Source organism: uncultured Pseudacidovorax sp. (assembly GCF_913773995.1).
Classification (GTDB): Bacteria; Pseudomonadota; Gammaproteobacteria; order Burkholderiales; family Burkholderiaceae_C; genus Xenophilus.
Window position 1 is genome coordinate 1 of the sequence record NZ_CAJYES010000195.1, and the last position, 11,359, is coordinate 11,359.

General features: G+C 71.6%; 11 protein-coding genes. 4 read left to right on the forward strand and 7 right to left on the reverse strand.

Features of this window, described 5'->3' with window-relative positions:
* Window positions 1-647 (forward strand): IclR family transcriptional regulator C-terminal domain-containing protein (locus QZ772_RS18650; protein WP_295529349.1); only part of this gene is annotated, 647 nt, incomplete at its 5' end.
* 79 nt (window positions 648-726) lie between these two features.
* Here QZ772_RS18650 and QZ772_RS18655 read toward each other — a convergent pair.
* From QZ772_RS18655 to QZ772_RS18685, 7 genes are all read right to left on the reverse strand, one after another.
* Window positions 727-1,155 carry a heme-binding protein gene (locus tag QZ772_RS18655; protein WP_295529351.1) on the reverse strand — a complete coding sequence of 143 codons (429 nt, stop codon included), beginning with the start codon at window positions 1,153-1,155 and terminating at the stop codon, window positions 727-729.
* A 31-nt stretch (window positions 1,156-1,186) separates the two neighbouring features.
* Window positions 1,187-2,932, reverse strand: coding sequence for a thiamine pyrophosphate-binding protein (locus QZ772_RS18660; protein WP_295529353.1), 1,746 nt, complete (start codon window positions 2,930-2,932; stop codon window positions 1,187-1,189).
* A gap of 5 nt (window positions 2,933-2,937) precedes the next feature.
* Window positions 2,938-3,921 carry a tripartite tricarboxylate transporter substrate-binding protein gene (locus QZ772_RS18665; RefSeq protein ID WP_295529355.1) on the reverse strand — a complete coding sequence of 328 codons (984 nt, stop codon included), beginning with the start codon at window positions 3,919-3,921 and terminating at the stop codon, window positions 2,938-2,940.
* 20 nt (window positions 3,922-3,941) lie between these two features.
* A complete protein-coding gene (locus tag QZ772_RS18670) occupies window positions 3,942-4,916 on the reverse strand; it encodes a tripartite tricarboxylate transporter substrate-binding protein (RefSeq protein WP_295529357.1) in 975 nt (324 codons plus the stop codon).
* Window positions 4,917-4,996: 80 nt separating this feature from the next.
* On the reverse strand, window positions 4,997-6,544 hold the full coding sequence (locus QZ772_RS18675) for a bifunctional 3-(3-hydroxy-phenyl)propionate/3-hydroxycinnamic acid hydroxylase (protein ID WP_295529360.1): 1,548 nt from the start codon (window positions 6,542-6,544) through the stop codon (window positions 4,997-4,999).
* On the reverse strand, window positions 6,541-7,410 hold the full coding sequence (locus QZ772_RS18680; RefSeq protein WP_295529361.1) for a fumarylacetoacetate hydrolase family protein: 870 nt from the start codon (window positions 7,408-7,410) through the stop codon (window positions 6,541-6,543). Before QZ772_RS18680 ends, QZ772_RS18675 begins: the two co-directional genes overlap by 4 nt.
* A gap of 38 nt (window positions 7,411-7,448) precedes the next feature.
* On the reverse strand, window positions 7,449-8,351 hold the full coding sequence (locus QZ772_RS18685; protein WP_295529364.1) for a VOC family protein: 903 nt from the start codon (window positions 8,349-8,351) through the stop codon (window positions 7,449-7,451).
* Between the two features lie 128 nt (window positions 8,352-8,479).
* Here QZ772_RS18685 and QZ772_RS18690 point away from each other — a divergent pair, with 128 nt between their 5' ends.
* The 3 genes from QZ772_RS18690 to QZ772_RS18700 form a co-directional block, all read left to right on the forward strand.
* Window positions 8,480-9,406: a LysR family transcriptional regulator gene (locus tag QZ772_RS18690; protein ID WP_295529366.1), complete on the forward strand. Its 927-nt coding sequence runs from the start codon at window positions 8,480-8,482 to the stop codon at window positions 9,404-9,406.
* Window positions 9,407-9,571: 165 nt separating this feature from the next.
* Complete coding sequence (locus QZ772_RS18695; protein WP_295529368.1) at window positions 9,572-10,108, forward strand: hypothetical protein; 537 nt, start codon at window positions 9,572-9,574, stop codon at window positions 10,106-10,108.
* Between the two features lie 223 nt (window positions 10,109-10,331).
* Window positions 10,332-11,359 (forward strand): PAS domain-containing protein (locus QZ772_RS18700; protein ID WP_295529370.1); only part of this gene is annotated, 1,028 nt, incomplete at its 3' end.

An 11,359-nucleotide genomic window follows, 5' to 3' on the forward strand; every position in this document is an offset into this window, starting at 1 on the left:
CACCCAATACCGTGCAGCGGCTGGTGCACACGCTGGTGGCGCGCGGCTATCTGCGCCGCGACGACACCACGGCCGGCTACCGCCTGGCGCCCGCGGTGCTGGCCGCGGCCTATCCCATGCTGTCGGGGCTGCCGCTTCGGCGGCGCGCCCGGCCGGCCATGCTGGCCCTGGCGGCCCGCACCGGCGGCGCGGTGTCACTCGGCCTGCCGCACGAGACCAGCATGGTCTATGTCGAGACCGCCTGGCAGACCGACGCGCGCCTGCTGCCACCCGACACAGGCGCCCCCATGCCGATGCTCCAGACCGCCATGGGCCGCGCCTGGCTGGCCAGCGTGGAGCGCCCGGCGCGCGAAGCTCTGCTGCACCGGCTGCGGCTGGCTCAACCCGAGGCTGTCGCGCGGCTGTGGCCAGCGGCCAGTGCCGCAATGGCCGACTGCCGGCGCCACGGCTGGTGCAGCTCCAGCGACTTCCGGCCCGAGATCGTGGCGGTGGCCGTGCCCTTCAGCCGACCTGTCGAGGGCCTGCGCTATGTGATGAACTGCGGCGTGCTGCGCGACCAGGCGGCCGACCCCCGCCGGCTGGCGCAGATCGGCGCCTGGCTGCGCGAGACGGTGGCCGCGCTGGAAAGCGCCGAAGCGCAGAACTGAGGTTTGCCGCACGCGCCGAAACCGAGGGCGCTATCGGGCCAGCGCCGCGTCCGAGGACGGCCGGCACCCAGGGCCTCGCTCAGCCCCACTGCAGCCCGACGGCCTCCACGCCCGCGATGCAGATCAGCTCGTCCTCGTCGCCCGTGCCGCCGCTGGCACCCACGGCGCCGATCACCGTGCCGGCGGCATCCTTGATGACCACGGCACCCGTCTGCGGCAGGAAGCGGCCCTGCGCCGTGGCCGACAGCGAGACGAAGAAGTTGGGGTTGTCGCGGGCCCGCTCGGCCAGCGCACGGCTGGCCACGCCCATGCCCACCGCCCCCCAGGCCTTGGCCCGGGCGACATCGAAGCGGAACATGCTTGCGCCGTCCTCGCTGGCAAAGGCCTTGAGGTGGCCGGCGCCGTCGAGCACAGCCACGGCCATGGGTTTGAAGCCGCGTTCGCGCGATCGCGCCAGGGCGGCGGCCAGCAGGCGCTGGGCCTGGTCGAGGGTGAGGGAAGCGGTCATGGCGTGTTCCAGGAAGTGCGTCGAAAAGCGATCAGGCCGATGGGGCCGCGGGCAGCCGCGTGAGCGCCTCGAAACCATACTGGTTCATGCTGCCGAACATCGGGCCGGCCGGATGGGGCAGGAAGTCGGTGCGGCAATCCAGCACCGCCGGCAGGCCGCTGGCCCAGGCCCGCTCCATGGCCGGACGTACCTCCTGCGGCGCGAGCACGCGTTCACCGTGGCAGCCGAAGCCGCGCGCGATGGCGGCGTAGTCGGTGCCCGACAGGTCGGTGCCCAGCTCGAAGTCCAGCGCCTTGCGCTGGCCGGCGCGGATGATGCCCCAGGCCTCGTTGTTGTGGATGACGACCAGCACGGGCAGCCGGTGGCGCCGCGCCGTGTCCAGCTCGTTCAGCGTGAAGCCGAAGGAGCCGTCGCCCGTGAGCAGCGCCACCGGCCGCCCCGGATGCACCGCCTGCAGCGCCAGTGCATAGGGCAGGCCGAAGCCGAGGTGGCTCATGCCCGGCTCGTGGAAGCGCGTGCGCGGTGCGGTCACGGGCGTCAGGTCGTTGGACCAGAACGTGGTGTGGCCACCGTCGAACACAGCCAGCGCATCGGCCGGCAGCGCAGCGCCGACTTCACGGGCCAGCGCGCAGGGATGCATCGCGGCGCCCTCTCCGCGTGGCGCATCGGCCGCTGCATGCAGGGCGGCCTCGTAGCGCTGGCGCCCTTCCCTCATGCGCGGCAACCAGTCGGCCTCCACAGCCAGCGCGCCAGTCTGCAGGGCAGCGCACAGGTCGTCCAGCGCGGCGCGGGCGTCCGCCTGCATGGCAACTTCATGCACCGCGGGATGGCCCAGCGCCGAGGGGTCCAGGTTGACGGCGATGGTGCGGTGGCTGCGCCGGGCCAGCGGGCCCTGCGCGTCCCACATCCAGGACGACCAGCGGCAGCCCACGGCCACGATCACGTCCGCCTCGGCAAAGGCCGCCTGCACCGGGGCGCCGGCGATGAGGCCGCCATGACCGATGAAATGCGCACTGGCGGTGGGCACCACGCCCAGGGCCATCTGCGTGGGCACCACCGGGCAGCCCAGGCGCGCGGCCAGGTCCCGCACCTGCGCCGCCGCCTCGCTGGCCACCACCCCGCCACCCGCCACGATCAGCGGACGGCGCGCCGCGCGCAGCAACGCGGCCGCCTGCGCCACCGCCGGGGCATCCGGTCGCGGCCGACCGATGGCGCGGTAGCGGTGCGGGGGCAGGTCGAACTCGTCGTCGGCGAAGGCGCAGCGCTGGGCCAGCACGTCCTGCGGAATGTCCAGGTGCACCGGACCGGGCCGGCCGCTCAACGCCTCGCGCAGCGCGCGGCGCACCAGCTCGGGCAGACGACGCGCGTCGTGGACGACGGCATTCCACTTCGTGATGGCGCGGCTCACGGCCACCGCATCCAGGTCCATGAACATGCCGCTGTGCGGATAGGCGGCGGCGCGGTGCTGGTTGGCGGTGATGGCCAGCAGCGGCAGCTGGTTGGCAAAGGCCACGCCCAGTCCCGAGATCAGGTTGAGTCCGCCCGGCCCCATCTCGCCGATGGCCACGGCCAGCCGGCCGGTTCCGGCGAAGGTGGCCGCCGCCATCATAGGCGCCGCGGCCTCGTGACGTGTGCCGATGAAGCGCAGCCCCGGCTGGCCCGCGATGGCATGCAGCAGCGGCGCCAGCTTGCCGCCCACGATGCCGTAGGCCTGCCCCACGCCCTCGACCGCCAGCAGCCGCACCAGCGCCTGCGCACCCGTCAGTTCGATCGCCATGCCTGTCAGTCCTCCGCGGTGAAGCCCGAGGACTTCACGATGGGCGCCCAGCGCGCCAGATCGCCGCGCACCAGCTGCGCGAATTCCTCCGACGACTGATGGAAGGGCTGCAGCCCGTTCCTGGCCAGGCTGTCGACCAGCGCCGGATCACGCAGACCCTCACCCACCAGCGCGTTCAGCTGCTGCACCCGCTCCCGCGGCGCGCGGGCCGGCAGGAACCAGCCCAGCCATTCCTGCACCACCACGTCGGCCAGTCCCTGTTCGACGAAGGTGGGCACATCGGGCAGGAAGGGCGAGCGCTGCGCACTGGAGACGGCCAGTCCGCGCAGCCGGCCGCTGCGGATGTAGGGCATGACCTCGCCCAGCACGCTGACGCTCACCGGCACTTGGCCGCCCAGCACGTCGTTGAGCAGCGGCGCGCCGCCCTTGTAGGGCACGGCCGTGAGCTTGCGCCCGCTGTGGCGCTCCAGCAGCATGCCCACGAAGTGCAGGGCCGAGCCCGCCGCCGGCACGCCATAGGTGGCGGCCTGCGGATTGGCCTGCACCCACTTGAGGTAGTCGGCCAGCGTACGCACCTCGGCCGGCACGCCCGGCCCGGCGGTGAGCACGAAGGCATAGTTGACCGTGCTGCACACCGGCACGAAGTCCGCGAGCGGGTCATAGCTCAGCTTGCGGTAGGTGTTGGGGTACAGCGTCATCGGCGAGCTGGGGATCTGCAGGATCGTCATGCCGTCGGGCACCGCCCGGCGCACGTAGTCCACCGCGATGCGGCCGCCGGCGCCCACACGGGCATCGACCACCACACCGGGCGCATAGCGCCCGCGCAGCTTCTCGGCCAGCGGGCGCGCCACCTGGTCGCCCATGCCGCCGGCCGGAAAGCCCGAGATGATGAAGGCAGTGCGCTCGGCCTGTGCCTGCGCGAGGGACGGGCCCAGCGCACCGGCGAGCGCGCCCGCGCCGGCCTGGCGGATGAAGTCGCGGCGTTGCATGTCGCTTCCTCCGGCTCGGCTCATTCGGGCTGCAGGCCGATGGTCTTGACGGCCACCGCCCAGCGCTCGCGCTCGGCCTTCATGAAGCTGCCGAACTCGGCCGGGCTCATGGGGCCTTCGGCCATCGTGCCCAGCGCAGCCAGGCGCTGCGCGGTCTCGGGCTGGGCCATGACCTTGTCCAGGTCGGCATTGATGCGGGCCACCACCGCAGCCGGTGTGCCGGTTGGCGCAAAGATGCCGTTCCAGCCGGTGAACTCGAAGCCGGGCAGCGTTTCGGCCACGGTGGCCACCTGCGGCCACTGCGGCAGGCGCTTGCCGGTGCTCACGGCCAACGCACGCACCTGGCCCCCCTGGATGTAGGCGGTGAGGGCCGCCTCGGGCAGGCACACCAGCTGCAGCCGGCCGCCCAGCAGGTCCTGCAGCGCCTCGGGCGCCTTGGTGTAGGGCACCTGGTTGAGCTTGATGCCGGCGGTGGCGGCCATGCTGTCGAGCACCATGCCCGAGAAGGTCTTGGGCCCTTCGGTGCCCGCGGCCAGCATCCCGGGCTGGGCCTTGGCGCGGGCGATGAGGTCGGGCAGGTCCTTGGCCGGGAAGCTGGCCGCGGCAGCCAGCACGAAGGGGCTGCGCCCGACCAGCCGCACCGGCACGAAGTCGCGCGCCGGGTCGTAGGGCAGCGACTTGAAGGTGAACACGTTGGTCACCATGGCCGCGGTGGTGGCGTAGTAGAGCGTGTAGCCGTCGGGTGCGGCGCGGGCCGCCACCTGGGCGCCGATCACGTTCTGGCCACCGGGGCGGTTGTCGATGATCACGGCCTGCTGCCACAGGCGCGAAAGCTGGTCGCCGATCTGGCGGGCCAGGATGTCCGGCCCCGAGCCCGCGGGCTGCGAGAGCACGAAGCGCACGGGCTTCTCGGGCCAGGACTGGGCGCGCGCCGCAGGGGAGGCAAGGGGCAGGGCCAGGGCGGCCAGGGCCTGCTGGAATTGGCGTCGGTTCATGGTGCGTTGTCTCCGTCTGTGGTTGTTGTCGTCGTCGAAAGCGTGGCCTGCCTCGCCGCCGGGGTGGCGGCGGGCGCCGTTCAGGCGGCGCAGGCCGTGGCCAGGCCGAGGCGCGTGGCGGCCTCGTCCAGCAGGGCGCCGATGTCCTCGGCCCGCGCCGCGGTGCCGAACACATAGTGGTCGGGCCGCACCAGCGCGGCCACTGCGGCGTGCCGGGCGAACCAGTCGCGCACCACGCCCTCGGTCTCGGGCTGCTCGCCCAGGCTGAGGATGCGCAGGCCGTCGAAGCCGCCCTCGGGCAGAGGCACCCCGCCGGCCATCACCAGCCGCCAGCCAGGGTCCAGCAGCGCGTCCATGCGGCGCGGCCCCTGCGCCGTGCGCAGCCAGGGTTGGGGAAACAGGCCGCCCCGGCCGCCGGCGGATCGCTCGGCCAGCAGGCCGGTCTCGAGCCCGGGCAGGATGTCCTGCCTGGGCGTATCGCGCACCTCGCCGCCAGCCTCGGCCAGCAGGCGGCGGTCGCGCTCGCGGGCGCGGTCGGTGTCGCGTTCGCAGATCACGGCGCCCACATGCTTGATGCGGCTGGTGAGTTCGCGCACATGGGCACGGCGCTCGTGGCCATAGCTGTCCAGCAGCGCGTCGGCCGCCTCGCCCTGCACCTCGCCGGCCAGCACGGCGCCCAGCTTCCAGGCCAGGTTGGCCGCATCGCGGATGCCCTGGCACATGCCCTGGCCCAGGAAGGGTGGCTGCATGTGGGCCGCATCGCCCGCCAGGAAGACGCGGCCGCGCCGCCAGTCGGCCGCCACCAGCGCATGGAAGCGGTAGCTGGCCTGTCGCCAGAGCTCGCCGTGCTCCGGGCCGATCCAGCGCGACAGCAGCCGCCAGGTGGCCTCGGGCGTGGCCATCTCCCGCGGGTCCTCGCCGGCCTTGAGCGAGATCTCCCAGCGGCGGTGGTTGCCCGGGCCCAGCACCAGGGTGCAGGGCCGCTCGGGCTCGCAGTACTGCACGCTCACAGCGGGCAGGCGGGCCATGCCGGCGGCGTTGAGCAGAACGTCCACCACCAGCCACGGCTCGTCGAAATCCAGGTCCTCCAGCGGCAGGCCCAGCTGCGTGCGCACGCCGCTGCTGCCGCCGTCGCAGGCGATGGCATAGCGGGCCTGCACGGTGTGGGTGCCGCCCTGGCGCTGCAAGGTGAGCTGCACGCCCTCGGCGTCCTGCGCGATGGCGGTCATCTCCACGCCCAGTTCCACCGTCACGTTGGGCAGGCGCGCCACGCGCTCGCGCAGCGCCCGCTCCACCGGCGGCTGAGTGAACACCAGCGAGGGCGTGTAGCCCTGTGGATAGGGCGGCGGCAGCATGGTCATGCGGCGGATCAGCTGCCCGTCCACGCCGAAGTACTCGGAGTTGGAGAAGGGCTCGGTGAAGGGTGCGATGGCCTCCACCACGCCCAGCTGCTGGAAGACACGCATGATCTCGTGGTCCAGCGCGATGGCCCGGGGGATCTGGTAGACCTCCGTCAGCCGGTCGCACACATGGACCTTGAAGCCCCGCTGGCCCAGCAGCCCGGCGGCCACCTGGCCGACGGGCCCGTAGCCCACGATGGCGACGTCGTAGACAGGCGCGGCCGTCATGCCTGCGCTTCCGCGACGATGGGGTTGGAAAGCAGACCGACGCGCTCGATCTCCACCTCGTAGGTGTCGCCGGCCTTCATCCACACCGGCGGCGTGCGTGCCTGGCCCACGCCGGCGGGCGTGCCCATCACTATCACGTCGCCCGGCTCCAGCGTGAGCACCTCGGCCAACAGGGCGATGGTCTCGGCCACGCCGAAGATCATGTCGGTGGTGTTGGCGTCCTGCATGACCTCGCCGTTGAGCCGGCCCTGGATGCGCAGGCCGGTGGCGCCGGGCGGCAGCTCGTCGGCCGTCACGAGGACCGGGCCGAAGCCGCCGGTGGCGTCGAAGTTCTTGCCGATGGTCCACTGCGGCGTGCGCTTCTGGTAGTCGCGCACGCTCATGTCGTTGAAGCAGCTGTAGCCGAAGACGTACTGCAGCGCATCGGCCTCCTTCACATGCCGCGGCACGCGCTGTCCGATGACCACGGCAAGCTCGGCCTCGTAGTCGAAGCGCGAGGACACGCGCGGCACCACGCCGGCATCGCCATGGGCGATCAGCGAGCTGGCCCCCCGGAAGAAGAACCAGGGGTAATCGGGCTTCTCGCGCCCGCCTTCCTTCGCATGGTCGAAGTAATTGAGCCCCAGGCAGACCGTCTTGCCCGGCTCGGGCAACAGCGGGGCCAGCCGCACGCCGGCCATCGGCACACGGGCGGCGCCGGAATCGACGCAAGCGCCAGCCCGGGCCGGCAGGTCGATGCCGGCGGTCAGCGCGGCGCGCAGGTCGGCGGGAATGCGGCTGTCAGCCTCGTTCAGGTCGATCAGCATGTAGCCGTAGACGAGGGCCAGGCGCGGTGCGCCATCGCGCAGGTAGGTGGTGAACTTCATGGGGTCTGTGCGAAGAGGAAGGAAAGGCTCAAGGGAGGTCAGGCCGGCGCGAACAGCACCTGCCGCTGCGCCGCCTTGAGTTCGGGGCCGGGCATGGGTGCGATGCCCCACTGGTCGATGCGGCCCGGTGGCCACTTCCAGTGCTCGGGGCCGCGCGAGACATAGCTGTCGTCCACCTGCTCCACTTCGGCCGTGTATTCGATGACCACGCCGAAGGGGTCGATGAAGTAGTTGAAGAGGTTGTTGCCCGGGCCGTGCCGGCCGGGGCCCCACTGGATGGGATGGCCCGCGTCCTTCATGCGGCCGCCGCCGCGCATGACCGACTCGAAGTCCGGCATCAGGAAGGCGATGTGGTTGAGCGCGTCGTTGTCGGTGATGCCGATGGCCAGGGTGTGGTGGTCCCGGTTGCAGTTCATGAAGGCCATGATCCCGGTGCGGTCCGCGAGCCGGAAGCCCATCGCCCGTTCGAAGAAGGCCTTGGTGTCGTCCACCGCGTGGCTGTTGAGCACGGCGTGCGTGAGGCGGATCGGCATGTCGGCCTGTGGCGGGTCGGCCTCGCGTCGCGCGTCGCCATGCACCACCTGGAAGACGCGGCCGTGCGGGTCCTTGAACTTCATGCCGATGCCGCCGGCCGGGTCCTTGGTCAGCGCATGCGGCTCAGCGAGCAACGTGCCGCCAGCCGCCACGGCCGTCTCGCACAGGGCGTCCAGCGCCTCGCGGCTGCGGGCACGCAGCGTCACCTGTCGCACCTGGGGCGCGTCGCCGCCCTGGTGCAGGGCCAGCAGGTAGTCGTCGTCGCCGGTGCCGCGCAGGTAGAGCACGTCGTCGCCGCGGTGGGCCACGGCCAGATGCCAGGTCTGGGTATAGAAGGCCTCGGCACGGGCGAGGTCGGGCACGAACAGGGCCACGCTGCGCAGGCCCTCGATCCAGGGGGAACTCATCGTCTTGTCTCCTTCGCGCGGCCGCCCCGGGTGCGGGAGCCGGTCGGGCGTCGTTGCTGTTGCGGCGGATCGTAGGAAGCCGCCCCCATCCTGTACAGACGATCCGGCCGATTCCTAAAATCGGTTTCATGGATATCCGTTCGGTCGACCTCAACCTGCTGGTGCTGTTCGACACCCTCATGCAGACGCGCAGCGTCAACCGCGCAGCCGAGGCCATGGGCCTGAGCCAGTCGGCCACCAGCGGTGCGCTGGCACGGCTGCGCAGCGTGTTCGACGACGCGCTCTTCGTGCGCACCGCCGCGCAGATGGAGCCCACGCCCCGCGCCCAGCAACTGGCCCCGGTGGTGCGGCGGGTGGTGCAGACCATCCAGCAGGAGATCCTGCAATCGCCCCATTTCGAACCCGCCCAGGCGCAGCGCAGCTTCACACTGCTCACGCCCGACATCGGCGAGGTGGCCTTCCTGCCGGGCGTGCTCCGCCGGCTGCAGCACGAGGCACCGGGCGTTCGGCTGCATGCGGTCTCGCGGGCGCGGGCCGCGGCGGCCGATGCGCTGGAGAAGGGTGAGGCCGACCTGGCCATCGGCTTCTTCCCCGATCTGCAGAAGGCCGGCTACTTCCAGCAGTCGCTGTTCACCACCACCTACGAATGCATCACCAGTGCGGGCCATACCGCCCTGGGCGATCGGCCCACGCTCAAGCAGTACCTGGCGGCGCGTCATGTGGTCGTGCGGCCCGATGGGCGCGAGCACCTGCTGGAGCGCTTCCTCGATGCCAAGGGCTGGCAGCGGCAGGTGACGCTGGAGCTGTCGCACTTCATGAGCCTGCTGGCCCTGCTGCCCGGCACGGAACTGGTGGCCACAGTGCCGCAGGACATCGCCACCGCCGTGGGCCGGCACATTCCGTTGCGCACCCTGGCCCTGCCCTTCAAGCCACCGCCGCTGCAGGTGCAGCAGTTCTGGCACCGCCGCATGCAGAGCGACCCGGCCAACCGCTGGCTGCGCGGGCTGTTCCATGAGGTCAACCGGCGGGAGGCCGGCGCGCGGCTGCCGGTGTGAGCGCCACCGGCGCCAGGGGCGACGTCGACGCGCCGACGCCCCGCTGCGCCGGTGCGCGACCGCATCCACCGGACCCGCGCCGCAGGGCCATTCAGCTTCGGTCAGGGACGCGCGCCTATGCTCGGCGCCCCTTGCCACGCGGCGTGAACGCCCCTCGCCTTCTCCATGACCCACCGATCCGCTTCGTCCTTCCTCGCCCTGCCCCCATCCACTGCACGGCGCCAGGCCCTGCGCGCAGGCGCCGCGTTGCTCGCCGTGGCGCTGCTGCCGGCGGCCGGCGCCGCCGAGTCCGAACTCGTCGTGGGCAGCGCCCTGCCGCCGCTGTCCGTCAACGACCAGTTCGACCGGCCGGTGGTGGTGGACGCCGGCACGCGGCTGGTGCTGTTCGCGGCCGACAAGGCGGCCGGCGACGTCGCCACCGAGGCACTGAAGGCGCATCCAGAGGTGCTGGCCCAGCAGCGCTTGGTGTACCTGGCCGACATCAGCGGCATGCCGGCCGTGATCACCCGCATGTTCGCGCTGCCCAAGATGCGCGACCTGCCCTTTCCCGTCGGCCTGGTGCGCGACGCGCAACTCACCGCCGCGCTGCCGCGCAAGGCGGGCACGCTGACGCTGATCATGCTGGACGGCGGCACGGTGCGCGGCATCGAGTACCTGCCCGACGCCGCGGCCGTGCGCGGCCGGCTGGGCATCGCCGGCTGATGCTGCGGCCGACGGCGGCGGCCAGAGAAGGCGCAAGCGCCCGAACTGCCATCGCGGGACTCGGCCGCGACCTTGCGCCACCGTAGGACACGGGCGCCAGACGGCGCCTCTGACTGCCGTCCTACACGAATCTCGCCGCCGTCCGCGGGACGATCCCGGCCCAACGCACTCCGCGAAGGCCTCAGCCGTGACCCGTAGCCCCGAAAAGCCGCCCTTCCACAACATCCGCAGGCCCGTCCGGGCCGAAGGCTCGCCGCGCGAGGTGCAGGACCACAAGGACGACATCTTCTTCGCCGCCATCGAGATGACCCGCATGCCCATGCTGGTCACCGACCCGCGCCAGCCCGACAACCCCATCGTCTTCGCCAACCGGGCCTTCCTGTCGATGACCGGCTACTCGCCGGAAGAGATCATGGGGACCAACTGCCGCTTCCTGCAGGGCCCGGGCACGGACCGCGCGTCGGTGGCCGTGATCCGCGACGCCATCGACAGTCGCACGGAAGTGCAGATCGAGCTGCTCAACTACCGCAAGGACGGCAGCACCTTCTGGAATGCGCTGTTCATCTCGCCGGTCTACAACCCGGCGGGCGAGCTGGTGTATTTCTTCGCCTCGCAGCTGGACGTGAGCCGCCGCCGCGATGCGGAAGACGGCCTGGCCCAGGCGCAGAAGATGGAGGCGCTGGGCCAGCTCACCGGCGGCATCTCGCATGACTTCAACAACCTGCTGCAGGTGATGTCGGGCCACCTCGATCTGCTGGAGCTGCGCGGCCGCATGAACAAGCTCGATCCCGAGCATGTGCGCCGCGGGGTGGAGAACATCCGCGAGGCGGTGAGCAAGGCCTCCAAACTCACCAGCCAGCTCCTGGCCTTCTCGCGCAAGCAGAGCCTGCGCGGGCGGGTGATCAACCTCAATGCGGTGACCAAGGACATGACCGACCTGGCGGTGCGCACGCTGGGCGAGCAGATCCGGGTGGAGTTCAAGCTCGAAGAGAACATCGGCAACTGCCAGCTCGATCCCACCCAGCTCGAGGTGGCGCTGCTCAATGTGCTGGTCAACGCGCGCGATGCCATGCCCGAGGGTGGCACGCTGACACTGCAGACGGCCAGCGTGGACGTGGGCGAAGACGACGCCAACGCCTTCGCCGGCCTGCCGCCGGGCCGCTATGCCACGCTGTCCGTCACCGACACCGGTCACGGCATCGACAAGGCGCTGCTGTCCCGGGTGATGGACCCGTTCTTCACCACCAAGGA

Excerpts from the sequence above, each read along its gene's own strand:
- QZ772_RS18655 (WP_295529351.1), bottom strand. The coding sequence starts at position 1,155 with ATGACCGCTTCCCTCACCCTCGACCAGGCCCAGCGCCTGCTGGCCGCC.
- QZ772_RS18660 (WP_295529353.1), bottom strand. The coding sequence starts at position 2,932 with ATGGCGATCGAACTGACGGGTGCGCAGGCGCTGGTGCGGCTGCTGGCG.
- QZ772_RS18665 (WP_295529355.1), bottom strand. The coding sequence starts at position 3,921 with ATGCAACGCCGCGACTTCATCCGCCAGGCCGGCGCGGGCGCGCTCGCC.
- QZ772_RS18670 (WP_295529357.1), bottom strand. The coding sequence starts at position 4,916 with ATGAACCGACGCCAATTCCAGCAGGCCCTGGCCGCCCTGGCCCTGCCC.
- QZ772_RS18675 (WP_295529360.1), bottom strand. The coding sequence starts at position 6,544 with ATGACGGCCGCGCCTGTCTACGACGTCGCCATCGTGGGCTACGGGCCC.
- QZ772_RS18680 (WP_295529361.1), bottom strand. The coding sequence starts at position 7,410 with ATGAAGTTCACCACCTACCTGCGCGATGGCGCACCGCGCCTGGCCCTC.
- QZ772_RS18685 (WP_295529364.1), bottom strand. The coding sequence starts at position 8,351 with ATGAGTTCCCCCTGGATCGAGGGCCTGCGCAGCGTGGCCCTGTTCGTG.
- QZ772_RS18690 (WP_295529366.1), top strand. The coding sequence starts at position 8,480 with ATGGATATCCGTTCGGTCGACCTCAACCTGCTGGTGCTGTTCGACACC.
- QZ772_RS18695 (WP_295529368.1), top strand. The coding sequence starts at position 9,572 with ATGACCCACCGATCCGCTTCGTCCTTCCTCGCCCTGCCCCCATCCACT.